The organism is Paraburkholderia sp. BR10936 (genome assembly GCF_040965735.1).
GTDB classification, from domain to species: Bacteria; Pseudomonadota; Gammaproteobacteria; order Burkholderiales; family Burkholderiaceae; genus Paraburkholderia; species Paraburkholderia nodosa_A.
This window is the reverse complement of the sequence record NZ_JBFRCM010000001.1, coordinates 141593-167856: the sequence shown is the minus strand read 5'-3', so window position 1 is coordinate 167856 and position 26264 is coordinate 141593. Positions and strand designations below refer to the sequence as shown.

Sequence of the window (26264 nt, the reverse complement as noted above, 5' to 3'; positions counted from 1 at the left end):
AGCCGGACAACGGATCTCTACATGAATTTCGCGCTGATACTCTTTGTGCTCGTCATCTTGACGGGCGTCGCGTGGGTTGCAGACAAACTGGTGTTCATGCCGCGCCGGCGCCTCGCCGCCGATGCGGCGGTCGCGGAGTTCGACCGTCAGCAGGAACGTGTGGGCGAGCGCTTCGCCGATGAAAACGCGCCTGTCACGCGTCAGAACCTGCGCAACGACAAGCTGCGCCAGCCGTGGTGGCTCGAGTACACGGCGAGCTTCTTCCCCGTCATCCTGATCGTGTTCCTCGTACGGTCGTTCGTCGTCGAGCCGTTCAAGATTCCGTCGGGTTCGATGGTGCCCACGCTGCTCGTGGGCGACTTCATCCTCGTGAACAAGTTCGACTACGGTATCCGCCTGCCGATCACGAACACGAAGATCACGCAGGGCCGGCCGCTCGAGCGCGGCGACGTGGTCGTGTTCCGCTATCCGAAGGATGAGTCGGTCGACTACATCAAGCGCGTGATCGGCCTGCCGGGCGACGTGGTCTCGTATCAGGACAAGCAGCTCACGATCAACGGCAAGCCGGTGCCGGAAGTGCCGCAGGGCGACTTCTTCGACGAAGAGCGCATCGGCTATGCGAAGCAGTTCACGGAAGACCTCGGCAGCGGCCGCAAGAACAACATCCTCAACAACCCCGCGGTGCCGCCGTTCATCGTAGGCGCAGAGGATTATCCGTATCGCGACAACTGCCAGTACAACGCGCGCGGCGTGATCTGCAAGGTGCCGGCGGGCCATTACTTCATGATGGGCGACAATCGCGACAACAGCGCGGACAGCCGCTACTGGGGCTTCGTGCCCGACGCGAACATCGTGGGCCGCGCGTTCTTCATCTGGATGAACTTCAGCAACCTGCGTCGCATCGGTTCGTTCGAGTAATTCGTGTTGCCTCGACGTGCAATGCATGTAGAGCATGCGCGCGAAGGAGCCATCGAAGCAGCAACAAAAAGCGTATGCGCGAGCACGAGTCTCACTCGCAACGCATCTTCGCGCGCTACTTGAAGAATCCCCGGTAACGTCGCTTCGTCACGGTTTTTCGCCCGCCGCCCCCTGTTTTCGCCGGGGGCGGCGGGCGCGTTATACTCTCCCCATGCCCCAATCTCCGTTGGAAAGCCGTCTGCGCTACGAATTTCGCAATGCGGAATTGCTGCGCCAGGCTTTAACCCACCGCAGTCACAGTGCCACGCATAACGAACGCCTCGAATTCCTCGGTGATTCGGTTCTGAATTGCGCGGTGGCTGCCCTATTGTTCCAACGTTTTGGCAAGCTGGACGAGGGCGACCTCTCGCGCGTGCGCGCGAACCTGGTCAAGCAACAGTCGCTCTACGAGATTGCTCAGGCCCTCAATATCGCCGACGGCCTGCGCCTCGGCGAAGGCGAGTTGCGCAGCGGCGGTTTCCGCCGCCCGTCGATCCTCGCCGACGCGCTGGAAGCGATCTTCGGGGCGATTTTCCTCGACGGCGGCTTCGATGCCGCCCAGACGGTCATCAAGCGCCTCTACGTGCCGATCCTCGATCACATCGATCCGCGCACGCTTGGCAAGGATTCCAAAACGCTGCTGCAGGAGTACCTGCAGGGTCATAAGATCGCGCTGCCGACCTACACGGTCGTCGCGACGCATGGTGCGGCGCACAATCAGCAGTTCGAAGTCGAATGCACGGTGCCCAAGCTCGACGTGAAGGTGTCGGGTTCGGGCGCGAGCCGTCGCGCGGCGGAGCAGGCCGCAGCGAAGAAGGCACTCGACGAGGTCATGGCTGCGGCGCCCGCGCTGGTTGCGAAGCCGCGCCGCTCGAAGGGCGCGCGTGCGCCCAAAGCGGAACCCGAGGTCGTCCCCGGCGTGACCGGCGTGCAGGGCGCGCTCGATCTGCGCTCGCCGGAACGCCGCGAGCGTGCCTCGGCGCGCGCCGAGCGTCCGTCGCAAACCGCGGCAGCCGAAGGCGCGCCGCTCGCGGTGATCCGCGCGGCGCACGTCCAGGAGCGTCCGGCGGAGAAGGACAAACCGGCTGAAAAGCCCGCAGAGAAGGCCGAACGCGGTGCAGAGAAGGCCAGCGACAAGCCCGCCGACAAGGTCACGGGCTTCGACGCCGTGCCGAGCGCCGGCGCCATCGGCCACCGTTCGGCCGCGGTGAAGGCCGAAGCGGCGTTGCGCACTGTCGAGCGCGCGCAAACCGCAACGGCCGGCGGCACTAGCGCCGACGCCCAGACCCATGCCGAAGCCACGACGGCCATTCCCGTGCGCGCGGCCGATGCCGGCCACTGATTCCACCGAGGCGCGCCGCGAGCGCGCCTCCCGTTTTTCTATTCCGGTCCGATCATGAACGCTCCCACTTCCACTCCTGCCGGTTTCCGTTGCGGCATGGTCGCGATCGTCGGCCGTCCGAACGTTGGCAAATCGACGCTGATGAACGCGCTGGTCGGCCAGAAGATCAGCATCACGTCGCGCAAGGCGCAGACTACGCGCCATCGCATCACCGGCATCAACACGATCGACGACGCGCAGTACATCTTCGTCGACACGCCCGGTTTCCAGACGCGCCACAGCACGGCGCTCAACCGCTCGCTGAACCGCGCGGTGACCTCCACGCTCAGCTCGGTCGACGCCGTGCTGTTCGTGATCGAGGCCGGCAAGTTCGGTCCCGACGACCAGAAAGTGCTCGACCTGATTCCCCCGAGTGCGCCCACGATCCTGATCGCCAACAAGATCGACCGCGTGACCGACAAGGGCACGCTGTATCCGTTCATCCAGCAGGTGCAGGGTCTGCGCGAATTCCGCGAGATCGTGCCGCTTTCGGCAAATAATCCGGACGACATCAAGCGCCTGCTCGCGACGCTCAAGCCGTATCTGCCCGACGGCGAGCCGATCTACGGCGAAGACGACCTCACCGATCGCAGCGAGCGCTTCCTCGCAGCCGAAATCCTGCGCGAGAAAGTGTTCCGCTGGACCGGCGACGAACTGCCGTACACGAGCACGGTGCTGATCGACAAGTTCGAGCAGGAAGGGCGGCTGCGCCGCGTCTTCGCGACGATTCTCGTCGAGCGAGACACGCAGAAGGCGATGGTGATCGGCCAGAAGGGCGCGAAGCTCAAGCAGATCAGCACCGAGGCGCGACTCGATATGGAGAAGCTGTTCGACGGTCCCGTCTACCTCGAAACCTTCGTGAAGGTGAAGAGCGGCTGGGCCGATAACGAAGCCGGGCTGCGCGCCTACGGTTACGAGTAAGCACGACGGGCACCGCGTATGAGTGACGGCGCAGCCGGAACCCTGCACGACGACTGGCCCGCGCACGATGACGCGCAGGCCGACGAGGCAATCGCTGCGGACGAACCGACCGGTTCCCGCAGCGCGCGTCGCTCGCCCGCGAAAGGCACCCAAAGTGCGACGAGCACGCGCAGCACGAAGGCGACGAAAGGCGCCGCCACGCGCAACGCGATGACCGAAGGCGCCGACGCCACGCTCGAAGGCCGCGCCGAACCGCGCAACGGCCGCAAGACCACCGCGCGCTCGCAATTGCCGCGCGCGTCACGCAGCACGACCCCCGATTACCGCATCGCCGAGCAGCCGGCTTTCGTGCTGCACAGCTATCCGTACCGCGAGACGAGCCTCATCATCGATGTGCTCTCGCGCGATCACGGCCGCGTGGCGCTCGTCGCGAAGGGCGCGAAGCGTCCGCATTCGGCGTTGCGCGGCGTGCTGCAGACCTTCCAGCCGCTCGCGCTTTCGTGGACCGGCAAGGGCGAGGTGCGCACGCTCACGGGCGCCGAGTGGGTCGGCGGCATGTTGCCGCTGACCGGCGACGCGCTCCTGTGCGGCTTCTACGTGAACGAGCTGCTCGTGAAGTTCATCGCGCGCGAAGACCCGCACCCCGAACTCTTTCGCCACTACGTCGTGACGCTCACGCGCCTCGCTCACGACGAGCCGCCCGTGCAGGTGCTGCGCTCGTTCGAGCGCGTGCTGCTGCGCGAGGCCGGCTATGCGCTCGCACTCAACCGCACCGTGAACCGCAAGACCGTCGCGGCCGAAGGGCGCTACGTGTTCGATCCGGAACGCGGCGTGCGCGAAGCATCGGATGAATGGCCTTCTCAATGGCCCCGGCTTTCGGGTCAGACGTTGCTCGACATGGAAGAGGACGATTACCATCGACCCCAGACGGTTGCGCAGAGCAAGGCGCTCATGCGCTTCCTGCTGAACATGTACCTTGGCGGCACGCCGCTCGCGACGCGCCAGATTCTGATCGACTTGCAGAACCTATGAGCTTCTTTCTCACTTCGCCCAACGTGATCGACCTCGGTGTGAACATCGATCACGTCGCCACGCTGCGCAACGCGCGCGGCACCGCTTATCCCGATCCGATCCGCGCGGCGCTTCTCGCCGAAGAGGCGGGCGCCGACGCGATCACGCTGCATCTGCGCGAGGATCGCCGCCATATCGTCGACGCCGACGTGCGCGCGCTGCGTCCGCAGCTGAAAACGCGCATGAATCTCGAATGCGCGGTGACGCCCGAGATGCTCGACATTGCGTGCGAGATCAAGCCGCATGACGTTTGCCTCGTGCCCGAAAAGCGCGCGGAACTGACGACCGAAGGCGGCCTCGACGTCGCGGGCCACTTCGACGCCGTTGCCGCCGCCTGCCGTCAACTTGCCGATGCGGGCTGCCGCGTCTCGCTTTTCATCGACCCGGACGAAACGCAGATTCGCGCGGCGCACGAAACGGGCGCGCCCGTGATCGAGTTGCATACGGGCCGCTACGCCGAGGCGCACGACGCCGGCGAGCAGGAGCGCGAATACGAGCGCGTGGTCACCGGCGTGAGCTGCGGCAACAGCCTCGGACTGAAGGTGAATGCCGGCCACGGTCTGCACTATACGAACGTGCAGCAGATCGCGGCCATCGACGGCATCGTCGAGCTGAACATCGGCCACGCGATCGTTGCGCACGCAATTTTTGCGGGCTGGGAGAACGCGGTGCGCGAAATGAAGGCGATCATGGTTGCGGCGCGCCTCGGCACGCGCGGCTGACTGCTACCCCGCGCCATCGCGTCAGGCGCAATCGACAGACATCGACGGGAGTCTCATGGCGATCTACGGTATCGGCACCGACATCATCCAGGTGAGCCGAGTGGCGGCGGTCATGGAGCGCACCAACGGGCGCTTCGCGCCGCGCGTGCTCGGCCCGGACGAACTCGCCGTCTACGAGGCGCGCAAGGCGCGCTCGGCGGCGCGGGGCCTCGCGTATCTATGCACGCGGTTCTCCGCGAAAGAGGCGTTCTCGAAAGCGATCGGCCTCGGCATGCGTATGCCGATGACCTGGCGCGCCATGCAGACCCTCAACGAGCCGGGCGGCCGTCCGGTGATCGCCGCTTCGGGCGAACTCGCGCGGTGGCTCGACGAACGCGGTATCACGGCGCGCGTGAGCATCACCGACGAGCATGACTACGCGGTGTCGTTCGTGGTTGCGGAAATCAACGGTTGATATCTTTCGCCGTGCGTTGCGCGGCATCTACGCAAAACTCATCGATGAAGAATAATCCCGGGCCAGTCATGCTCGACGTGGTCGGCACCACGCTGAACGACGACGACGTGCGTCGCCTCGCACACCCGATGACGGGCGGCGTGATCCTGTTCGCGCGTCACTACGAGAACCGCGCGCAGCTCGTTGCGCTGACCGACGCCATCCGCTCGGTGCGCGAGGACCTGCTGATCGCCGTCGACCACGAAGGCGGCCGCGTGCAGCGCTTTCGCACCGACGGCTTCACCGTGCTGCCAGCCATGGGGCGCCTCGGCGCCTTGTGGGACAAGGATGTGCTGCTCGCCACCAAGCTCGCAACGGCGGTGGGCTATATCCTCGCGAGCGAGTTGCGCGCGTGCGGCATCGATCTCTCGTTCACGCCGGTGCTCGATCTCGGCTACGGCCAGTCGAAGGTGGTCGGCGATCGCGCGTTCCATCGCGATCCGCGGGTCGTCACGCTGCTCGCCAAGAGTCTCAATCACGGGCTATCCCTTGCGGGCATGGCCAATTGCGGCAAGCATTTCCCGGGGCATGGCTTCGCGACGGCGGACTCGCACGTCGCGGTGCCCGTCGACGAGCGTCCGCTCGAAGCGATCCTCGGCGAAGACGCACAGCCTTACGACTGGCTCGGTCTCTCGCTCACGGCGGTGATGCCGGGGCACGTGATTTATCCGAAGGTCGATGCGAAGCCCGCGGGCTTCTCGCGCATCTGGGTCGAGGAAGTGCTGCGCAAGCGCTTGCGCTTCACGGGCGCGATCTTCAGCGACGACCTCTCGATGGAGGCCGCGCGCCAGGGCGGTACGCTCACCGAGGGCGCGCGCGCCGCGCTCGAAGCGGGTTGCGACATGGTGCTGATCTGCAACCAACCGCACGAAGCCGGGAAGGTGCTCGACGCGTTGCGTACGATGGAGCCGCGCCGCGCGCCCAAGGCTTCGGGGCTGCGCATCAAGCGCATGCGCGCGCGCGGCAAGGCGCAGCGCTGGGACAGGATGGTAGCGGACCCGGGGTACATCGAGGCGCAGGCGTTACTGCGCAGCGTGCTGCCTTGATGTGCTGATTGCTGCGTCGGTGGAATGAAAAAGGCTGTCCTTCGGAAACGAAGGACAGCCTTTTTACAACGTGCGTGGGTTTTGCCGATTCAGTTGAGCCGCATGCGCTGGAGCTTGTTATAGAGCGTCTTGGGGCTGATGCCGAGCAGCGACGCGGCGCGGTGCCGCGTGCCGCCCACGGCGTCGAGCGTCGCGCGGATCAGCATTTCCTCCACGTCGGCGAGCGGCGTGCCCACGGTGACCTGCACGCGGCCGCCGTTCATCTCGCGCGGGCCCGCGCCGCTGCTTTCCTCGGCCTGCAGCGTCTCGAGCACCTCGCCCGAGGCGTGCCACGCGCGCCTCACGCGTTCGTGCAGTTCGCGGACGTTGCCGGGCCAGTCGTACGCGAGGCACTCGCGGATAAACGAGGGCGCGACGAGCCGCGTCGCGCCGGCCAGACCGTGCGCCTGGGCCTCCTGATTGAGTTCGTCGATGCAGGCGAGCGCGAGCAGGGCGGCGTCGTCGTCGCGCTCTCGCAGCGGCGGCAGCTGGATCGCCGCCGCATCGAGGCGCAGCCAGAGATCCTCGTGCAGTGCACCCTGCTGGACGGCTTCTCGCGGGTTCGCATGGGTGGCCGCGATCAGGCGGAAATCGGTGCCCACCTCGCTGTTGCCGCCCACGCGCATGAAGGTCTGCGAATCGAGCGCGCGCAGCAGTGTTTCCTGCTGCTCACGCGGCAGGTCGGTCAGCTCGTCGATGAAAAGCGTACCGCCGCTCGCCTGATCGACGAGACCCGGCTCGCGCTGTTCCGCGCCCGTGAACGCGCCGCGCTCGTGGCCGAACAGCACGCTCGCCAGCGGCCGGCCCGCGGCCGCTTCGGCCACGAGCGAGCGCGCGTCGCACACGATGAACGGCCCCTTGCGGCGGCGGCTCAGCTGGTGCAGCGTGCGCGCCGCGACTTCCTTGCCGGTGCCGGCTTCGCCGTGCACGAGCAGCGCCGCTTCGGTGGGCGCGAGCTGTTCGAGCGTGTCGTAGACATGCTGGATCGCGCTGCTGCGGCCGAGCATCGGCCCGAAGTGGCCCATCTTGCGCAGTGTCGCGCGCAGCGCGCTGACCTCCTCGGTTAGCTCGTAGGGACGCGGAATGCGTGCGAGCAAGCTGCGCAGGCGCGGAATGTTGACGGGCTTGAGCAGATAGTCCCAGATGCCGTGGCGCAGGCCTTCGATCGCGCTTTCGACCGTGGCGTTGCCGGTCATCACGATCACCGGCAGGGCGCCGCCTGGCGGCTGCGCCGGCAAATGCGGCAGCAACTCGAGGCCGCCGCCATCGGGCAGGTTCAGGTCGACGAGTACGACGTCGGGGATGAAGCGCGCAAGGGCGGCACGCGCTTCGGCGAGGGTGGCAGCGGTGTCGACGGAGAACCCGTCGGCCGACAGGATCGCAGACAGACCTGACAGGCTATTGGGATCGTCTTCGACAATCAGGGCGTGTGGCATGGCGGTAGCGGCTTACGGATGAGCGCAGTCGCGCCGGTGCTGCGCGCGCGGGTAGCGCGTGCGCCCCGGCAGGCAGCCGCGCGGCGCGCGGGAGCGCGGCACGATGCGAAAGATTTCACCGAGATCACGGAGATGTCTCGTAGCAGGGTGTTCAGTTCCGGTCCTCCCAGTTGTGCTGCGCCAGAACGGGGGCGCGACGGCGTTGCCGGGCAGTGAACTGCCGGCGGGGCCGAGCAGCAGCGCAAGCCCGAAGCGCCGGGCGCTTTGGCATGCGTGCAACCCCCTGTTTGCCTGCAAGTGGGCGACGTCCGTACCGGCCATGCCGTGGACGGTGCGTCAGTCGCGTGGCCGGTGCGCGTCGAACCAGCGGCGCACTTCCAGTTCCGCCTCGTCACGCGTCTTGCCGTAACGTTCCTGGATAAGCCCGGCGAGCCGATCCGCACGGCCTTCGGCTTTGGCGAGTTCGTCGTCCGTCAGCTCGCCCCATGCCGCTTTGGCCTTGCCGATCAACTGCTTCCACTTGCCTTCGGCAATGTCGTTGTTCATTGTGTTTCTCCTGAAAAGGGGAAAGAGCGTGGTACGCATGCTCTCTCACCCCACAGCAGAAATCGTGCCGCGGGAGTCACTTTGACCGGTGCGCGCTGCCCTTGCTCGCCGCTTGCCCGCTAAAGGCGGCAAGCACGTAATCCATTGCGCATAACCGGTAAGGTTTTCCGTAGCACTCTCAAACATACACGTTCGGCAAAAAAAGAAAAAGCGCCCCGGGGGGCGCTTTCATAGCGGTGTACGCCTTTTGCCGCTGGGACAGCGGGCGGGCGCCTTTTCGGCCTGAGGCTGTCGTCAGCCCGCCGTTAGGCGCGGCTGCGGTACTCGTTCGTACGCGTGTCGATTTCGATCTTGTCGCCGATGTTGCAGAAGAGCGGCACTTGCAGCTCGAAACCGGTGTTCAGCTTGGCGGTCTTCAGGACCTTGCCCGACGACGTGTCGCCCTTGACGGCCGGTTCCGTGTAGATGATCTCGCGCACCAGCACGGTCGGCAGTTCGACCGAGATGGCCTTCTCGTTGTAGAACACGACTTCGCAAGCCATGCCGTCTTCGAGGTAGTTCAGGGCGTCGCCCATCATCTCGCCTTCGACTTCGAACTGGTTGTAGTCGGCGTCCATGAACACGTACATCGGGTCGGCGAAGTACGAGTACGTCACTTCCTTGCGATCCAGCACGACGACGTCGAACTTGTCGTCCGCCTTGTACACGGTTTCCATGCCCGCGCCGGTCAGCAGGTTCTTGAACTTCATCTTGACGACGGCGGCGTTGCGGCCCGACTTGTTGTATTCGGCCTTCTGCACGACCATCGCGTCGTTACCGATCATCACGACGTTGCCGACGCGGAGTTCCTGTGCGGTCTTCATAGTAAAAAACTGTCCTGTCCAGATTAAGTAGCTTCGAGTGTGCTCGACGGCAAACGTCGCAAGCGGATTCGGTTGCTGCAGCAGGTGCAGGTGCTGCGACCCTCTTTCATGCGTGCACGATGGGGGCCGCGGAACTCGAAGCGCTTGAGACGGCTGCCGTCGGATAACCGCTTATTTTAACTGACTTTTTGCGAACTCGGCGAGATTTCCGGCGAGATCGCCAACCTGCCCGAGTTCGGCCGCCCAGGCGTTGGCGCGCGCCGCGTAGGCGGGCAGATGCTGCGCAAAATCGGCCCAGTCCGGCGTGCCGCGGCCGTTCCACGCATGCCAGAAGCGTCCGAGCGCGGCGCGCGGTGCCTTCGGCAGCGTGCGGCCGTAGTGCGCGAGCGCGGCGTCGAGCTTCGGCAGATGGGCGTCGTCGGCTTGCGGGTAGATGTGCCACACGAACGGTCGCGCGGCCCATTGGGCGCGCACGAACGAGTCCTCGCCGCGCACGAAGTTGAGGTCGCTCGCCCAGAGCAGGGGGTCGTAACCGCGCTGCTCGGTGAACGCCAGCGCGTGCGCGCGAAGCGCGCCGCGCGTGGCCTGCGAACCTGCACCGAACGCCGGCTCTCCGAAAAAGCGCGCGAGCGCGCCAGAGATGCGGCCCTCCGGCACGAGCAGGACCACCGGCTTCGCGCCGTCGCGCCATTGCTCGAGCAGCGCGTCGACGGCGGGATTCTCATAGGCGAAGAGCGAGATCACGGTGGCTTCCGGCCCGGGCGGTGGGCCGCCCGTGGCGCGCTGCCACCATGCGGCGCGCTCGTCCGGTGAGCGCTCGAAGTCCGCGCGCGCCGCATCGAGCGTGCGCTCCTTGAGCACGCCCCCCGTGCCGGGTCCGAGGCCGGGAAAGAAGAAGTGCTTGGCGAGCGCGTAACGCGGGTGCGGCGACGGCCGCAGATGAAAGTCGGCGACCCAGTCCTCGCCGCTCAGATATTCGAGGTTGAGCCAGACGGGCTTGCGCGCACGCTCGGCCATCGCCGCGACGTAGACGCCCGGCAGCTCGCACGCGAACGCCTCGATCACGACATCGGCGATCTGCAGCATGTCGCCCGCATGCTCCGGCGCGTGCCAGTGCTCGACGAGCACGCCTTCGACCGATTGCGTGGCGCGGCTCGGGTCGAGCGCGGGGCAGAGCTTGCGAAACGCGTGCAAGTCGTCGACGAAGAGGCGCACCTGCCAGCCGTGCTCGTGCGCGAGCTGGCGTGCGAGCCGCCAGCACACGCCGATGTCGCCGAAATTGTCGATGACGGCGCAAAAGAGGTCGCAGGCAATGGCGCTAGCGCTGACGGCGGTGGGTGTGGGGGCTTCTGTCATAGGTAGCGGGTGACGCGGAGAATCGGGACCGCCATGCAGCAAGCGGGTGCAGAACGCCCGGCCGGCAAGTTCGGCGCAGGTTCCGTGCGGCATGGAATGATCTAAACTTGCGATTCTAGGACACAGCCATGAATGCGTCGCGACGGCGGCGCTGGGCCAGGTCTCATCTCTCTCGACGCACCGCCCGTCCCCGAAACTGGATGACCGACACCGACGTTTTCGACCCGAAAAAGGCGCTCGCGCAGTTGCCGCATCTGCCGGGCGTGTATCGCTACTACGACGCGCAAGGCGCGGTGCTCTACGTCGGCAAGGCGCGCGACCTGAAAAAGCGCGTATCGAGCTACTTCACCAAGACGCAGCTTTCGCCGCGCATCGCGATGATGATCACGCGTATCGCGCGCATCGAAACCACGGTCACGCGTTCCGAGGCCGAGGCGCTGCTGCTCGAGAACAACCTCATCAAGGCGCTCACACCGCGCTACAACATCCTTTTTCGCGACGACAAGTCGTATCCGTTTCTCAAGATCACCGGGCACAAGTTCCCGCGCATGGCGTACTACCGCGGCGCGGTGGATCGCAACAACCAGTACTTCGGGCCGTTTCCGAGTGCGTCGGCGGTGCGCGAGAGCATCCAGATCCTGCAGCGCGTATTCCAGTTGCGAACCTGCGAGGACTCGGTGTTCAACAACCGCACGCGGCCTTGCCTGCTGCATCAGATCGGTCGCTGCACGGCGCCTTGCGTGGGCGCCATCAGCGAAGAGGATTACGCGCGCGACGTGAACAACGCATCGCGTTTTTTGCTGGGCCGTCAGAACGAGGTGATGAAGGAACTCGAGACGAAGATGCACGCGTTCGCCTCGGAGCTTAAGTTCGAGCAGGCGGCCTCCGTGCGCAATCAGATGAGTTCGCTTTCGACGGTGCTGCATCAACAGGCCATCGAAACGGGCAGCGAGAGCGACGTCGACATTCTTGCCGTGGTGGCGCTGGGCGGGCGCGTTTGCGTGAATCTCGCGATGGTGCGCGGCGGCCGGCATCTGGGCGACAAGGCTTATTTCCCCGCGCACGTGGAGCGTGCGCTGACCGACGAGGAGGGCGGCGTCGCCGAGGAAATCGACAGCGAGACCGTGGTCGCGGCAAGCGCGCTGAAGTCGCTGCCCACGCTCGCGCGCAAGACGGTGGAGGACTACGTCGAGGAAGCGCAGGCGGAAGACGCACAGGACGATGCGGCGCTCGAAGCGGATCCGCTCGCCATCGCGGCCGATCTCGCCGACGATGACGACGCGGCAAGCGATGCCGAAACCGCCACGCCCGCGCTCGAGCCGCAGGCGGATGCGCGCAGAAAGCGCGAGATCGGCATCGAATCCGAAGTGCTCGACGCCTTCATCGCGCAGCATTACTTCGGCAACCGTGTGCCGCCCGTGCTGGTGGTGAGCCATCCGCCCGCGAACCGCGAACTCGTGGACGTGCTGAGCGAGCAGGCCGGACACAAGGTCACGGTGCTGCGTCAGCCGCAAGGTCAGAAGCGCGCATGGCTTGCCATGGCCGAACAGAATGCGCGGCTCGCGCTCGCGCGTCTGCTCTCCGAGCAGGGCTCGCAGCAGGCCCGCACGCGCACGCTCGCGCAACTGCTCGGGCTCGAGCTGGACGATCTCGCGCACCTGCGCATCGAGTGCTTCGACATCAGCCACACGATGGGCGAGGCGACCCAGGCCTCATGCGTGGTGTATCACCATCACAAGATGCAGTCGGCCGAATACCGGCGCTACAACATCACCGGCATCACGCCCGGCGACGACTACGCCGCCATGCGCCAGGTGCTCACGCGGCGCTACGAAAAGATGGTCGCGCAAGCGGCGCGCGCCGAAGCCGACGAGGCGCCTGGGCTGTCCGTGCCTGCGCCCGATCCGGCCGACCCGGATGCAGCGTCGCAAGCCGTGGAGGCCAGCGAGGCAGTCGAAGCCCCGCCGCCCGGCGGCACGCTGCCCAACATCGTCCTGATCGACGGCGGCAAGGGGCAGGTCGAGATCGCGCGCCAGGTGTTCACCGAACTGGGTCTCGATCCGGCGATGCTGGTGGGCGTGGCGAAGGGCGAGGGCCGCAAGGTCGGCCTCGAAACGCTCGTGTTCGCCGACGGCCGTGCGCCGCTCGAACTCGGCAAGGAGAGCGCCGCACTCATGCTCGTCGCGCAGATCCGCGACGAAGCGCACCGCTTCGCCATCACGGGCATGCGCGCGAAGCGCGGCAAAACGCGCCAGACTTCGCGTCTCGAAGAGCTGGAGGGCGTGGGGGCGAAGCGTCGCCAGCGCCTGCTCGCGCGCTTTGGCGGCCTGCGCGGCGTGATGGCGGCGAGCGTGGAGGATCTGGCGAGCGTGGAGGGCATCTCGCGCTCGCTCGCCGAGCAGATCTACCAGCAGCTTCACTGATGCGGCGGCGTCGCTGGCCGGGTCCGGCCTGGCCATTCCTTACGGTTGCTTGTGGCACGTGCGGCGACGCGGCACAATTGCATCTCCCATCATTGCATCTCCCCGACAGATAGCGCCAGCCGATGCCGTTCAATATTCCGATTCTCCTGACCTGGCTGCGGATCCTGGCGATTCCGCTCGTGGTTGGCGTGTTCTATCTGCCGCAGACGATGCTTTCCCCGATGCAGCAGAACGTGCTGGCGATGCTGCTCTTCGTGCTGGCGGCGCTCACCGACTGGTTCGACGGTTTTCTCGCGCGCAAGTGGAATCAGACCTCGTCGTTCGGCGCATTCCTCGATCCCGTCGCGGACAAGCTCATGGTGACCGCGGCTCTGCTCGTGCTCGTGCATCTGCAGCGTCTCGACGCCGTGATCGCGCTCGTGATCGTCGGGCGCGAAATCGCGATCTCGGCGCTGCGCGAGTGGATGGCGCAAATCGGCGCGTCGAAGAGCGTGGCCGTGAATTCGCTCGGCAAGTTCAAGACCGCGTGCCAGATGGTCGCGATTCCCATGCTGCTGTTCTACGCCCCGCTCACGCTCGGTGGCGTAACGCTGTTCGACTCGCGCGTGTGGGGTGCGTGGCTCATCTACGTGGCAGCGTTCCTCACGATCTGGTCGATGCTTTACTACATGAAGCTCGCGTGGCCCCAGATCCGCGAACGGGGGAGCTTGTGACCCCTGTGCTGTGAATCCCTTATGTCTTTTTCCAAAAAGATCATGCGAAGGGGTTGACACGATTCTGCGGGTTATACATAATCTCACTTCTCCGCTGCACGACGCAGTAGCAAGCAAGAAGATGCGGTGGAGATAGCAGAAGATAGGCCGATGTTAGTGGAAAATTCGGCGAAATCTAAAGCCAATATGCGGGAGTAGCTCAGTTGGTAGAGCGCAACCTTGCCAAGGTTGAGGTCGCGAGTTCGAGACTCGTCTCCCGCTCCAGAATTTCAGGTGCGGCGTTTTTGCAGTAACGAAAAACGAAGTGCCGAAGCAGTAAAAGTCGCAGTAAAGCAGGATATTTGCGGGAGTAGCTCAGTTGGTAGAGCGCAACCTTGCCAAGGTTGAGGTCGCGAGTTCGAGACTCGTCTCCCGCTCCAAATGCCAAGGGGAAGCAGCGCTTCCCTTTTTGTTTGGCAGGTTTTGGTCAGCGTATCAAGCCATCAAACAAATCTGTCCGGTCGTTGCGAGCGCAAGCAGTTTCCGCACCCCGGTCAGTCCGCTTCTGGCGCGATAGCAAAGCGGTTATGCAGCGGCCTGCAAAGCCGTGTAGGCCGGTTCGACTCCGGCTCGCGCCTCCAGATGCAAAACAAAAGCCACCTTCGGGTGGCTTTTGTTTTTTGCGCCCGCCTTGCTGCGTTTTTCGCGACACGCCAACGCGCCTGGCGCAAAATAACCGCAACCTTTCCTCTGCGGTTTGCCGACATGTCCATCGAACTCCCCGAAGACGCGCGCACCGAAGCGATCGCCTCCATCCAGCGCTATTTCGATGCCAACATGGAAGAGCCGATCGGCAACGTCGCAGCGGGCGCGCTGCTGGGCTTCTTTCTCGAAGAGATCGCGCCGGCGGTCTACAACAAGGCCATTGCCGACGCGCAGGAGAGCATGCAGGCGCGCATCGTCGATCTCGACATCGATCTGCACGAGGAGCCATTCCAGTACTGGCGCAAATACGAGCAACCGCGCCGGCGAAAGTGAGCGCTGCGCGAGTCGCGGGTTTGTGGCGCTCGCGGCGCGCGGCATAATCGTGGTCATTCACGACGCCTTGATGGAAATCACCGACCATGACCGTGCAGTCCACCGCCTTGCCGCTGCCCCAATTCGACTGGCAATGGAAAGCCTTTGATGCGCTCGACGCGCGCGAAGTCTACGCCATGCTCAAACTGCGCTCGGACGCGTTCGTCGTCGAGCAGAACTGCGTGTATGGCGATATCGACGGTCTCGACTTCGGCGCATGGCATCTGTTCGCATGGAGCGAGCAGGGCGGCGCGCGGGAGCTTGCGGGCTATTTGCGCGTGCTGCTGCCTGACGCGCAGGACCCCGACGTGCGCATCGGCCGCGTGGTGACGTCGCAAAACCACCGCGGCATCAAACTCGGCAACGCGCTGCTCGAACGCGCCATCGCGCAGATCGAGCGTCAATGGCCGGAGGTCGCGATGCGTCTGCATGCCCAGGCGCATCTGCAGAAGTTCTACGGTGCGTTCGGCTTCTCGCCCGTTGGCGAGATTCACGACGAGGACGGCATTGCGCACGTATGGATGCGCTCGGCCTGATTCGACGTTGATTGCATCTTGCGCCGGCACTCGAGTGCTTTACGTGCGCAGGGTGCGCTCTTCCTCGTGACGCTGGCCGTCCGCCGGACGCATGCCGGGGCGCCGGTCCCGCTGCAAGCGTCCGCGCGCGGATAGCCGCATCCAGTGGCGCAGCGCGACCAGCGCGCCGACCACGCTCATCATCGACCCCGGAATCCACAGCAGCAGCCCGCCGATCTGCTGGTCGCGAATGGGCGAGAGCCAGGTGAACGCGCGGCCGCAGATCGAATAGACCGGGTAAAGCTCGTGCGGCGTGAAAAAGATGAACGCGCCGAGCACGATCTGCGGCGGAATCGCCGCGATCACGACGAGCACGCGCTTGCCCGGCGAGAGGCGCGCGGGCGGTGCGGGGCGCGAGTCGAGCACGAGCCACCAGAACAACAGCCCGTCGAGCACCATGCTCCAGTTCATGACGCGGTAGAGACGCCAGTCGAGCATCGCGATGAGGTGGATCGGCGAAAAGAGCCAGAAATAGATGAGCCCGACGAAGAGTCCGACCGCGACGACGGGATGCATGACGATGTCGAGCGCCACGCGCACGGGTCGAGCGGCGAGCGCGGGACGCACGAAGCGCTGCCGCCACCTGAACGGAATGCCCGCGCGCAGCGCCGCACCCGGGTAGGCGAGCGCGATGAAGAACGGCCCCAGATGGTGCAGCACCAGGTGCTGCGCGCGATGCATGAAGAACTCGTGCTCGAAGTAGTAGTCGAGGCGCGTATGCAGCACGACGTAGAGCGCGCCAAGCCCGAACCAGAACGAGAGCTGGCGTGCGAGCGACACCCGCGCGTGCCGCTTGCCGCGCACGAACAACACCGCCGCGAGCATCGTGCAGATCATCACGGTCGGCGAAGGCTCCCAGGGCTGGAGCCAGTAGAGCAGGGTCATCGCGAGCATGGCGGCGGCTTCATCGCGGGTTCAACATGCTTGCGCGCGCAACCAGTATTGAATGCGCGCGCGGTGGTGTTACCGCGGCCTTACTGCCCCGAGGGCGGCTTGACCGCGAACGGCGTGTCGAGCGTTTCGCCGTCCGAGAACTGCAGCTTCACGTTCACGGTGTCGCCCGGCGCGACCTTGTGCTTCGCTTTCTCCAGCATCAGGTGGTAGCCACCCGGCGCGATGGCGAGCGTGCCGTGCGCAGGCACCGTCGCCTTGTGCACCATGACCATCTTCTGCGTCGAGCCATTCGAGACTGTCTGATGCAGCATGACCATGCCGTAAGCGTCGCTCGAGACACCCACGAGGTCGACCGGCTGGTCGCCATCGTTCTTGAGCGTCACGTAGCCCGCGGCCGGCAGGTCGTTGGGCAGCCAGCGCACCCATGCGTCCTGCGCGCTCAGCGTGGTGGCGGCGTGTGCGCCGGGCGCGAAGGCGGCGAGCGCACCGAAGGTGCTCAGCGCGCAGCCGAGCGAGACGGTGAGTGACTTGAGGTTCTTCGTCATAACGTTTCCTGTTGCGATTGCTGTTGCGTCAAAACCCGATGTTTGGACCGGCGAGGCCGCATGCGTTCACGCCGTGTCGTTGATGACGCGGCGCAGGTCATGCGCGATCGCGTCCGCAGAGTCGTGGTCGGTGGCGAGCAGGCGCGCATGACCTTGCGCGTCGAACACATAGACGGCCGAGCTGTGCGTGACTTCGTAGTCGCCGTCGGGGTCGCGCTTTTCCATCTGATAGGCCACGCGGTAGCGCCGCGCGAGCGACTCGATCTGGGCATCGGTGCCGGTCAGGCCGCGCGCATGCCGGGCGTCGAACGCGCCGACGTAGGCGTGAAGTGCCTGCGGCGTATCGCGCGCCGGATCGACGCTGATGAAGAGTATCCGCACTTTGTCCGCGTCGGGGCCGAGCTTCGCTATAACCTGCATCAGGCGCGCCATGGTTTCCGGACAGACGTCCGGGCAATGCGTGTAGCCGAAATAGACGAGCGTCGTGTCCCCGCGAAAACTGGTGCCGGTCACGGGTTGTCCGTTGTCGGCCGTGAGCGCGAAGTCCAGGTCGGGCAGATGACCGCTCACGTTCGTGATCTGCCACGCCTCGCCCGGGTGCGAACACGCGGCGAGCAGCACCGCGCCGGCCACCACCGCCGCGTGCCGCAGGCTACGCATGCCGCCGCGAAGGTGGCCGCGAAGGTGGCCGCGCAGGCGGGTGCGGAACGTGCGCAGCGTGCGCTCGAAGGTGGGAAACAAAGGCAATCTCGTCGACTCGATTGGATCACGTTGGCCGCGCTCGCTCAGACCATGGGGCTCGGCTTGTCGCTGCGACTGTAGCAAAATTGGGTCCGCGCGGTCGCGAGTGGCCCGGTCGTGCCGATCGCTCGCGTCGATATGCCGCATCTTCGAGTCCGGGAATGCCTGCACAGGCGGTCAGCCCTCACTTTCTCGATAATCGATCCAAGGCGCGGTAAGATTCGCACACTTTCCCTGGGCGCAGCCCGGGGCCATACCCGGCCAGCGAGGCCGATGGGTGAAAAGAACGCAATGCAAGCACTTCCGGCAGTCCTGCCGCCTGATCAGACGGCATTTTTCTTCGATTTCGACGGCACGCTCGTCGAGCTCGCGCCCACGCCCGATGGCGTGCTCGTCCGACCGGAGATGCTCGCGCTGCTGCGCGAGTTGCGCCGCGCGACGCACGGCGCGGTGGCGATCGTCTCCGGTCGCGGCATCGAGAGCATCGACGGTTTCCTCGGCATGCCCGATATGCCCGTGGCCGGCCTGCACGGCGCCGAGCGGCGCGACGCCAACGGCGACACGCAGCGTGTCGGCTTCAACGACCAGCGTCTGCTGCACATGGAGCAGGTGCTCGCGGAGGTCGTGCGCACGCATGCGGGTATGCTGCTCGAGATCAAGGGCGCGTCGCTCGCGCTGCACTACCGCAACGCGCCGGAGCGAGAAGCCGAAGCGCGCGCCGCGACCGAGCGCCTCGCCGCCGACTACGCTGACGCCTACGTCCTGCAGCCCGGCAAGATGGTCTACGAAATCAAGCCGAAGGACGTCGACAAGGGCCGCGCGCTGCGCGCGTTCCTCGACGAGCCGCCGTTCGCGGGCCGTAGCCCGGTGTTCGCCGGCGACGACTTGACCGACGAAAAGGGCTTCGCCGTCGTCAACGCGCTGGGCGGGCTGTCAATCAAGGTCGGCGGCGGCGACACCATCGCGCAGACGCGCGTCGACTCGGTCGAAGCGCTGATCGGCTGGCTCGCATCGCTGGTCGCCGCCATGCCAGGCGCCCGATGACCGCGCGCATGCCTCACTTCATTGCCCACGTAGACTGCCTGACCTGGCCGAGCCGAAGCCCCGCCTCGCGCGCGCCACGCCTTCCCGATTTCCTGCACGGACCCCGCCCCTCATGAGCCGATTGATCATCGTGTCGAACCGCGTCGCGCCGATTTCCGAAGGCGGTCCGGCCGCGGGCGGCCTCGCGGTGGGCGTGTACGACGCACTCAAGGAAACCGGCGGCATGTGGTTCGGCTGGAGCGGGGACGTGCTCACCTCCGGCCAGCCGCAGATCGCCCTCGAAGAGCGCGGTCCCGTGACCTTCGCCACCATCGGCCTGCTGCGGCGCGACTACGACCAGTACTACCGCGGTTTCTCGAACGCGACGCTCTGGCCCGCCTTCCACTACCGCGCCGATCTCGTCCAGTACGACCGCCACGACTACGAGGGCTATAGCCGCGTGAACGCGTGGCTCGCGCAGCAGCTCGTGCCGCTGCTGCGCGAAGACGACGTGATCTGGGTCCACGACTATCACCTCATCCCGTTCGCCCAGGCATTGCGCGCGGCGGGCGTGAAGAACCGCATCGGCTTCTTCCTGCACATTCCGTTTCCGGCCTCGCAGGTGTTGCTGGCGGTGCCGCCGCATCGCGAGCTGGTTGAGGCGCTGTGCGCGTTCGACCTGCTCGGCTTCCAGACCAAGCCCGATCTGCGCGCCTTCTGCGACTACATCGTGAACGAGGCGGGAGGCACGACGGCGATGCAGCCGGACGGCCTCACGCGCATCGAGGCGTTCGGGCAGACGCTCTGCGCGGGCGATTACCCGATCGGCGTCTATCCCGACGAGATCGCGGAACTCGCCAAGGCCGGCGAGCGCGGCAAGCCGGTGCGTACGCTCAAGTCCACGCTGCACGGGCGCAAGGTCATCATGAGCGTGGACCGGCTCGACTACTCGAAGGGGCTCGTGGAGCGCTTCCGTGCTTTCGAACGCCTGCTCGACCACACGCCGGCGCAGCGCAACAAGGTCTCGTTCGTGCAGATCGCGCCGCCCACGCGTGCCGACCTGCATGCCTATCAGGACATCCGGCTGCGCCTCGAGGCGGAGTCGGGGCGTATCAACGGCCGTTACGCGGAACTCGACTGGACGCCGATCTGGTACATCCACCGCCAGTACGAACGGGCGGTGCTGGCCGCGCTGTTCCGGGCGTCGAACGTCGGCTACGTCACGCCGCTGCGCGACGGCATGAACCTCGTCGCCAAGGAATACGTGTCGGCGCAGGACCCCGAGGACCCGGGCGTGCTCGTGCTCTCGCGCTTTGCCGGCGCGGCGCAGGAGCTTTCCGGCGCGCTGATCGTCAATCCGCTCGATATCGACGGCATGGCCGATGCGCTGGGCGCCGCGCTCTCCATGCCGGTTGCTGAGCGCCTCGCGCGCTATCAGGACATGATGGCCCAGTTGCGCGAGAACAATGTCTCGGTCTGGCGCGACCGCTTCATGCGCGATCTCGGCCGGGTCTGCGTGCGGCAAGGGGTGAGCTTGCGGCCGCTCGAGCGCGCGCAGGGCTGAGCACCCGCGCCTCGCTCCCATTCGAGAGCGAAAAAAAGCCGCTTCAGTCGATGCACTGAAGCGGCTTTTTTGCGTCCGGGAGTCTGGGGCAAGACCAGCGGGCGATGCGCCCGCAGGCGGGGTGGCGTCAGGCCACGTGCTTTTCGTCGGCCTTCTTGCTGCCCAGATGGAGCGTGGCCTGCTTGCCGTACTGCTTGGCGAGGAGGTCGCGGTAGAGGCCCGGACGGTTGCGCAGTTCTTCCGGACTGCCGTCGTCGATCACCTTGCCCGCACTCATCACGATGATGCGGTCGAAGTTGTTGAGCGTGGAGAGGCGGTGCGCGATCGCGATCACCGTGCGGCCCACCATCAGCCGGTCGAGCGCCTGCTGGATGGCCTCTTCGGACGCGCTGTCGAGCGCCGAGGTGGCCTCGTCGAGCAGCAGGATCGGCGAATTCTTGAGAATGGCGCGCGCGATCGCGATGCGCTGGCGCTGGCCGCCCGACAGTTTCACGCCGCGGTCGCCCACGATCGTGTCGTAACCCTCGGGCATCGCCTCGATGAATTCGGCGCAGCGCGCCTCGCGGGCCGCGGCGAGCACTTCCTCGCGGCTCGCCTCGGGGCGGCCGTAGGCGATGTTTTCGTAGATCGAGCGGTGCAGCAGCGAGATGTCCTGCGGCACGAGCGCGATGGCGTGGCGCAGGGTGTCCTGCGTAACGTGCGCGATGTCCTGGCCGTCGATCTTGATGGCGCCGCCCTGGGTGTCGTAGAAGTGCTGCAGCAGCGCGAGCACCGTCGTCTTGCCTGCGCCCGATTTGCCGATCAGCCCCACGCGCTGGCCGGCCTCGATGCGCAGGTCGAAATGGTCGAGGATCGGCTTGCGGTGCGGATACGCGAAGGTCACGCCCTCGAATTCGACGCGGCCGCCCTGAGCCACGAGCTCCTTGGCGTCGTCCCGGTCGGGCATGCCGTGCGGCTCCAGCAGCGTCTGCACGGCCTCGGCGAGGCGTGCCACGTGCTGGGTCACGTCCACGAGCGCCACGGCCAGATCGCGCGTGCCGTGCAGGATCGTGAAGCCGAGCGAGCTGACCAGCACGATGTCGCCCGACGTCGCCTTGCCCTGATCCCACAGCCACAGCGCCCAGCCGAGCAGGCCGGCGGACAGCATGGCCGTGATCACGGCGTGCAGCAGACGCAGCTTTTCGAGATAGAGCAGGCTCGAGCGTCGCGCGTCGAGTTCGGCCTTGACCGTCGAGCCGAAGCGCTTTTGCTCGCGGAACGTCATACCGAAGGCGCGCACGAGCGCCATGTTGCCGATCACGTCGACGAGCTCGCCATCCACCGCGGCCGCTTTCGAGGCGAAGGTGTGGTGGCGCGACGAGCCGCGCCCAGCCAGCTTGAAGAGGATCACCGAAAGGATCGCAGAGCAGAGCAGGAGGCCCGCCGCCATCAGCGGGTTCACGACGATGATCATGACGATCGCGCCGGCCACGGCGATGCAGGGCGGCAGCACGTTCCAGGCGGTGGTGTTCTCGGCCGTGTAGACGGCGTTCGACGTCGCCGTGATGCGGCTGGCGAGCGTGCCGGGCTGTTTTTCGGCGTAGTAAGTGGGCGAGTGCCCGCTCAGATACTGAAAGAGATCGCGCCGCAGGTCGCCCGTCACGGCGACGAAGGTGTGCGCTGCGAACCAGCCGCCGACCCGCCAGAGCAGGTTGTCGGCGGCGATCAGGCCGACGAGGATGGCGAACGCGGTCCACAGCGGGCCCGGATGGTGGCGTCCCGCTCCGAGCACGTCGATCAGATGCTTGATGGCGTACTGCGACGCAAGCGCGCAGCCGACGGCCGCGAACACGCTCGCGAGCACGACAGTATGGGCGAACGGATGGCGCTTGATGTAGCGGAAAAGGAACGCGAGCGGGCGCCGCGCATAGCTCGCGAGCTTGGCGTTGTGGGCGTTACGCTGAGCGGGAGTCAGATGTTCCAATTGATCGGGTGGTCGGTCTGACGGAATTTCGTCCGTGCAAGTTCAAGGAAGATAGCGGGCGCTCCGGCGATGAACGGCTTCCGGCGCGCGGCAACGAAGGCGGACTTACCGCATTGTAAACACCCCATGGGCCTGGCGCACCGCCTGTGCCCGGCGGACGCGCATCATATCGCGACACGATAGCGCGGGATACAGATTGGGGACACGTTGTTGCAGTGGAGGTTCAACAGGAATCGTGGATCGTTTTAGAGATAGGTGTTTTAGAGATAGAATTACCGATTGCATTCGGAAAAGCGGTGTGCTTGCTCGCAACACGCTGTCGGCCGGTTGCGAACCCGGAAACGAGCAGGATCGATTCATGCGCACAAGAGCCGCGACAATCGCGCGCAGTTGCTTCCCGCAGCGCAGCACCCAATCTAGAACTCTCTTGGAAAACAATGGGTTGCGGAGTGTTTCCGGTGTGTAACAACGTAAAGACTTTGAAATGATCTAGCCGGTATTTACCCTGGACCGGGATAATGCCGACTCGGACAGCGTAGGGAATTTGACAGCTTCTGTGTCAACGGCCGCGAACCCTGCGCGTTTACCGCCTGAACCGCCGCGTGTGCGCTCTCTTGCCGCTTCACAACTGCGTCGGGTCTGTGTCCGGATTTCCGGCGCGGTTAGCGGTATGGAACGCCTGTAAGGCGCGTGGCGACAAGGAAGCCGCAGCCTGCATAGGTCGATTGTCAAACTTGCAGTCTATTGCCCGATTTATTACGAGGAAGGAGTTCACCACTATGCGAATCGCTCAAATCGCTCCGTTGCACGAGGCGGTTCCTCCCAAGCTGTACGGCGGCACGGAACGGGTGGTCTCCTACCTGACCGAAGCGCTGGTCGAACAGGGCCACGATGTCACGCTGTTCGCCAGCGGCGATTCGATCACCTCGGCAAAGCTCGAAGCGTTCTGGCCGCAGGCACTGCGCCTCGACCCCACGATTCGCGACGTGATGGCTCCGCACATGCTGCTGCTCGAAGAAGTTCGCCGCCGCGCGGACGAGTTCGACGTGCTGCACTTCCACATCGACTACTACCCGTTCTCGCTGTTCCAGCGCCAGCCGGTGCCGTTCGTCACGACCATGCACGGCCGTCTGGACCTGCCGGAACTGCAGCCGGTGTTCAATGCGTTCAACGACGTGCCGGTGGTGTCGATCTCGGACAACCAGCGTATTCCGCTGCAGCAGGCCAACTGGCAGCAGACCGTGTACCACGGCCTGCCGGAAGACGTGCTCACGCCGATTCCGAACGTCGAGCCCGGCTACCTCGCATTCCTCGGCCGCGTTTCGCCGGAGAAGGGTCTTGACCGGGCGATCCGCATCGCCGGCCAGGCGGGCATGAAGCTCAAGGTCGCCGCCAAGATCGACAAGGCCGACCGCGCCTACTACGAAGAAGTCATCAAGCCGCTGATGGCGTTGCCGCATGTCGAGTACATCGGCGAAATCGGCGAGCACGAAAAGCGCGAGTTCCTCGGCAATGCGCATGCCCTGGTGTTCCCGATCGACTGGCCGGAGCCCTTCGGTCTCGTCATGATCGAAGCCATGGCCTGCGGTACGCCGGTCATCGCGTTCAAGCGCGGCTCGGTGCCGGAAGTCATCGAGAACGGCGTGTCGGGCTTCGTCGTCGAGGACGAAATCAGCGCAGTCGCGGCGGTCAAGCGCGTGTCGACGCTGCCGCGCGAGAAGGTGCGCGCCGCGTTCGAGGCACGCTTCTCGTCGAAGGTGATGGCACGCAATTACGTGGCCGTGTACGAAGAACTGCTGCGCCAGAAGCATCGCACCGTGCTGCGCGAAGTCAACGCCGGCTAAGCTACGTACCGAAACTGGACGCGCTGCGGCGCGCCCGGTTTTCCCGCTGTTCCCCAACGCCCCGGTGCAATGCACCGGGGCGTTGTCACATTCGCGGCGGCGGCGGGTGAGGCGCACGCTTAATGTCCCTATAATGGCCGTGCCGTAAAATCCGCAGCGCCCACGAAAGCGTGCTTTGCATGGGACCGGAGTAAGACGCTAAAGCGCCAACTCCGGTCGACAGCTTTGCATGGGACCAGAGTAAGACGCTAAAGCGTCAACTCTGGTCGACAGCTATGCATGGGACCAGAGTAAGACGCTAAAGCGTCAACTCTGGTCGACAGAGGAGAATACCCTTGGCCAGAACCCGACCGACGCCCACGGCCACCGTACCCGGTGCCGGGACGCTTTTCGCGCTACGCGCGATCGGGCTCGTAATCCTCGCGCGCTGGTTGCACTCCATGGCGCAAATGAACTTCGTCGCCGCGCTCGAAGGCATGGCGTCGTCGCCGGCGGCAAGCCTGAATCTCGTCTTCCTGTTTTTGCTGATCGTGCTGCCGGGCGCCAAGGCGCGCGTCGAGCGGCCGTTTCATCCGCTGCCCCAGTGGCTGCGTCAGGCGCTGCGATTTTTCGGCGTGCTCGGCCTCTTGTTCGCAATCGGCTCGATCGGCGTGTTCGTCTGGACCGCCGGCTGGCGTCGCACCTTCCACGCCGTGGCCGACACCAACGGCTGGCTGGTTGCCGCCCCCGCGCTCTATGCCGCCGTGGTCTGGATCTGCCGGCCGCGCGCGCTCTGGCGCAGCAACTTCGCCGCGCGGCGCTTCGCGATCGGGCGCTTCGCCGTTTCGATCGATGCTGCGACGCGCACGACGGTCGTCTGGCGGGAGAGCCGTAAGGTAGGCCAGTATGATGCCCGCGAGTTGTCGGTGCGCTGGCTCTGCGGTGCGGCGCAGGGCGGGGCCGTTGCGTCCGGGCCCGCGCTCTTGCCCGCGCCGCCGCAGACCGGCGATCCTGCGCCCGCGGGTGGCGTCGCCGAACCGGCTGCTGTTTCGGATGCTGCGCATGCCGCGGATACCACGGATACCACTGCAACGCTGGGGGCCGGCCAGTCTGCGGCCACGCCTGAGCCGGGCGCGCCCGCTGCGCAGCGGGCGGCATCGGCATCCTCTGCTGCGGCGCCTGCGGGCAAGCCCGCGCGCCGCGCGAAGATCGAGTTGCTCTGGGATTCGCCCGCTGCGGCGGGCCATAACCGTCAGACTGTGTTTCGCGTGGGGCTCGCCTCCGAAGGCGACCGCACCGCTGCACGTGCCCTCGACACCGCGCTCAAGCAGGTCTGACGGCCCGTGGCCCGGCCGCGTTGCGCGACGTCCGCGTTCTCGCCGCTTTACCATTGCTTGCCGTTCCTGTCGTCCACCGGAAGGAGTTGCAATGCTGATACGCTGGTTGCTCGCCGCCGTTCATTTGCTCGCCTTCGGCTTTGCGCTCGCTTCGATCCTGCGGCGCACGCGCGGCCTGCGCCGCTGCACGTCGACCGAAGACCTGCCGATGATCTTCAGCGCCGACAACGGCTGGGGCGGCTCGGCGGTCGTCCTGATCGTGACTGGCGCAATGCGTGCGTTCGGCGGTTTCGAGAAGGGCGCTGAGTACTACATCCATGAGCCGCTCTTTCTCGTAAAGATGGCCGCGCTCGTGCTGATCCTTCTGCTCGAAATCGCACCCATGATGGCGCTGCTGCGCTGGAGGCTCGCCGTGCGGCGCGGCGACGTGCCGGATCTCACCGGCGCGGCGAAATACGCACTCATCGGCAGATGGCAGACGCTCATGCTTGTCGTGATGGTATTCGCGGCCACGGGCATGGCGCGCGGCATCGGTCTAGATCCTTCGATTGTTTGATTCGGATTGCTGACAGTGAAACGCGCCGACCGGATGTTTCGCGCAATGCCGAAGCCAAAGCAAAAGGCCTCGTTGCTTTCGCAACGAGGCCTTTATTCTTCGGTGCTTGTCGTTACCAACACCAGGAATTCTGGTGGGTAGTACTGGGATCGAACCAGTGACCCCTGCCGTGTGAAGGCAGTGCTCTACCGCTGAGCTAACCACCCGAAGAGATTGAGAT

24 protein-coding genes and 4 tRNA genes are annotated in these 26264 nt (G+C 65.6%); 19 read left to right on the top strand and 9 right to left on the bottom strand.

Annotation, left to right across the window (positions count from 1 at the left end; translation table 11 throughout):
• The first annotated feature begins 21 nt into the window (after positions 1-21).
• From lepB to nagZ, 7 genes are all read left to right on the top strand, one after another.
• A complete protein-coding gene (gene lepB / locus AB4Y36_RS00780; RefSeq protein ID WP_069262567.1) occupies positions 22-918 on the top strand; it encodes a signal peptidase I in 897 nt (298 codons plus the stop codon).
• Positions 919-1129: 211 nt separating this feature from the next.
• Positions 1130-2299 (top strand): ribonuclease III, encoded by a 1170-nt coding sequence (gene rnc, locus AB4Y36_RS00775; protein WP_368682104.1) that lies wholly within the window; start codon positions 1130-1132, stop codon positions 2297-2299.
• A 54-nt stretch (positions 2300-2353) separates the two neighbouring features.
• A complete protein-coding gene (era, locus tag AB4Y36_RS00770; protein WP_368682103.1) occupies positions 2354-3259 on the top strand; it encodes a GTPase Era in 906 nt (301 codons plus the stop codon).
• Positions 3260-3277: 18 nt separating this feature from the next.
• Positions 3278-4291, top strand: a complete 1014-nt coding sequence (gene recO, locus AB4Y36_RS00765; protein WP_368682102.1) for a DNA repair protein RecO — start codon at positions 3278-3280, stop codon at positions 4289-4291.
• Entirely contained in the window at positions 4288-5052 is a 765-nt protein-coding gene (gene pdxJ, locus AB4Y36_RS00760; protein WP_069262563.1) for a pyridoxine 5'-phosphate synthase, read from the top strand. The genes recO and pdxJ overlap by 4 nt, the downstream gene beginning before the upstream one ends.
• 55 nt (positions 5053-5107) lie before the next feature.
• Complete coding sequence (gene acpS / locus AB4Y36_RS00755) at positions 5108-5506, top strand: holo-ACP synthase (RefSeq protein WP_368682101.1); 399 nt, start codon at positions 5108-5110, stop codon at positions 5504-5506.
• 44 nt (positions 5507-5550) lie between these two features.
• Positions 5551-6591, top strand: a complete 1041-nt coding sequence (gene nagZ, locus AB4Y36_RS00750; protein WP_069262562.1) for a beta-N-acetylhexosaminidase — start codon at positions 5551-5553, stop codon at positions 6589-6591.
• Between the two features lie 89 nt (positions 6592-6680).
• Here the strand turns inward: nagZ and AB4Y36_RS00745 are convergent, their stop codons facing one another.
• From AB4Y36_RS00745 to earP, 4 genes are all read right to left on the bottom strand, one after another.
• Complete coding sequence (locus AB4Y36_RS00745) at positions 6681-8066, bottom strand: sigma-54 dependent transcriptional regulator (RefSeq protein WP_069262561.1); 1386 nt, start codon at positions 8064-8066, stop codon at positions 6681-6683.
• Between the two features lie 336 nt (positions 8067-8402).
• Positions 8403-8612: a CsbD family protein gene (locus AB4Y36_RS00740; RefSeq protein ID WP_028206671.1), complete on the bottom strand. Its 210-nt coding sequence runs from the start codon at positions 8610-8612 to the stop codon at positions 8403-8405.
• Positions 8613-8917: 305 nt separating this feature from the next.
• The gene (efp, locus tag AB4Y36_RS00735) at positions 8918-9475 is read right to left on the bottom strand and encodes an elongation factor P (protein WP_069262560.1); all 558 of its coding nucleotides are present in this window, start codon (positions 9473-9475) and stop codon (positions 8918-8920) included.
• Positions 9476-9646: 171 nt separating this feature from the next.
• A complete protein-coding gene (gene earP, locus AB4Y36_RS00730) occupies positions 9647-10831 on the bottom strand; it encodes an elongation factor P maturation arginine rhamnosyltransferase EarP (protein ID WP_368682100.1) in 1185 nt (394 codons plus the stop codon).
• Between the two features lie 200 nt (positions 10832-11031).
• Here earP and uvrC point away from each other — a divergent pair, with 200 nt between their 5' ends.
• From uvrC to AB4Y36_RS00695, 7 genes are all read left to right on the top strand, one after another.
• The gene (gene uvrC, locus AB4Y36_RS00725) at positions 11032-13254 is read left to right on the top strand and encodes an excinuclease ABC subunit UvrC (RefSeq protein ID WP_368616053.1); all 2223 of its coding nucleotides are present in this window, start codon (positions 11032-11034) and stop codon (positions 13252-13254) included.
• Between the two features lie 122 nt (positions 13255-13376).
• Positions 13377-13967, top strand: a complete 591-nt coding sequence (pgsA, locus tag AB4Y36_RS00720; protein WP_042261239.1) for a CDP-diacylglycerol--glycerol-3-phosphate 3-phosphatidyltransferase — start codon at positions 13377-13379, stop codon at positions 13965-13967.
• Positions 13968-14155: 188 nt separating this feature from the next.
• Positions 14156-14231: transfer RNA gene (locus tag AB4Y36_RS00715), tRNA-Gly, on the top strand.
• A 79-nt stretch (positions 14232-14310) separates the two neighbouring features.
• Positions 14311-14386 (top strand) — tRNA-Gly (locus AB4Y36_RS00710).
• A gap of 127 nt (positions 14387-14513) precedes the next feature.
• Positions 14514-14587, top strand: a tRNA-Cys gene (locus AB4Y36_RS00705).
• A gap of 124 nt (positions 14588-14711) precedes the next feature.
• The gene (locus tag AB4Y36_RS00700; protein WP_069262557.1) at positions 14712-14984 is read left to right on the top strand and encodes a DUF2164 domain-containing protein; all 273 of its coding nucleotides are present in this window, start codon (positions 14712-14714) and stop codon (positions 14982-14984) included.
• Between the two features lie 86 nt (positions 14985-15070).
• A complete protein-coding gene (locus AB4Y36_RS00695; protein ID WP_342945457.1) occupies positions 15071-15559 on the top strand; it encodes a GNAT family N-acetyltransferase in 489 nt (162 codons plus the stop codon).
• Between the two features lie 39 nt (positions 15560-15598).
• On the opposite strand, the gene AB4Y36_RS00690 is transcribed toward AB4Y36_RS00695, so the two are convergent.
• The 3 genes from AB4Y36_RS00690 to AB4Y36_RS00680 all read right to left on the bottom strand — a co-directional run bounded on the left by AB4Y36_RS00690 (position 15599) and on the right by AB4Y36_RS00680 (position 17697).
• Entirely contained in the window at positions 15599-16483 is an 885-nt protein-coding gene (locus AB4Y36_RS00690; RefSeq protein WP_368682282.1) for a cytochrome c oxidase assembly protein, read from the bottom strand.
• Positions 16484-16572: 89 nt separating this feature from the next.
• Complete coding sequence (locus tag AB4Y36_RS00685; RefSeq protein WP_368604857.1) at positions 16573-17037, bottom strand: copper chaperone PCu(A)C; 465 nt, start codon at positions 17035-17037, stop codon at positions 16573-16575.
• 66 nt (positions 17038-17103) lie between these two features.
• Positions 17104-17697 carry an SCO family protein gene (locus AB4Y36_RS00680; protein ID WP_368682281.1) on the bottom strand — a complete coding sequence of 198 codons (594 nt, stop codon included), beginning with the start codon at positions 17695-17697 and terminating at the stop codon, positions 17104-17106.
• Positions 17698-18069: 372 nt separating this feature from the next.
• Here AB4Y36_RS00680 and otsB point away from each other — a divergent pair, with 372 nt between their 5' ends.
• Both otsB and otsA read left to right on the top strand, forming a co-directional pair.
• Entirely contained in the window at positions 18070-18822 is a 753-nt protein-coding gene (gene otsB, locus AB4Y36_RS00675; protein WP_368682099.1) for a trehalose-phosphatase, read from the top strand.
• A 112-nt stretch (positions 18823-18934) separates the two neighbouring features.
• On the top strand, positions 18935-20365 hold the full coding sequence (otsA, locus tag AB4Y36_RS00670; RefSeq protein WP_368682098.1) for an alpha,alpha-trehalose-phosphate synthase (UDP-forming): 1431 nt from the start codon (positions 18935-18937) through the stop codon (positions 20363-20365).
• Between the two features lie 127 nt (positions 20366-20492).
• Here otsA and AB4Y36_RS00665 read toward each other — a convergent pair whose 3' ends face one another.
• A complete protein-coding gene (locus AB4Y36_RS00665; RefSeq protein WP_342945460.1) occupies positions 20493-22328 on the bottom strand; it encodes an ABC transporter ATP-binding protein in 1836 nt (611 codons plus the stop codon).
• A gap of 779 nt (positions 22329-23107) precedes the next feature.
• On the opposite strand from AB4Y36_RS00665, the gene AB4Y36_RS00660 reads away from it, so the two are divergent.
• The 3 genes from AB4Y36_RS00660 to AB4Y36_RS00650 all read left to right on the top strand — a co-directional run bounded on the left by AB4Y36_RS00660 (position 23108) and on the right by AB4Y36_RS00650 (position 26044).
• Complete coding sequence (locus tag AB4Y36_RS00660; protein WP_368682097.1) at positions 23108-24172, top strand: glycosyltransferase family 4 protein; 1065 nt, start codon at positions 23108-23110, stop codon at positions 24170-24172.
• Between the two features lie 335 nt (positions 24173-24507).
• Positions 24508-25488 carry a hypothetical protein gene (locus AB4Y36_RS00655; RefSeq protein WP_368682096.1) on the top strand — a complete coding sequence of 327 codons (981 nt, stop codon included), beginning with the start codon at positions 24508-24510 and terminating at the stop codon, positions 25486-25488.
• 91 nt (positions 25489-25579) lie between these two features.
• Positions 25580-26044, top strand: a complete 465-nt coding sequence (locus AB4Y36_RS00650; RefSeq protein ID WP_069262550.1) for a DUF2214 family protein — start codon at positions 25580-25582, stop codon at positions 26042-26044.
• A gap of 131 nt (positions 26045-26175) precedes the next feature.
• Here AB4Y36_RS00650 and AB4Y36_RS00645 read toward each other — a convergent pair.
• Positions 26176-26250 (bottom strand) — tRNA-Val (locus tag AB4Y36_RS00645).
• Between the last annotated feature and the right edge of the window lie 14 nt (positions 26251-26264).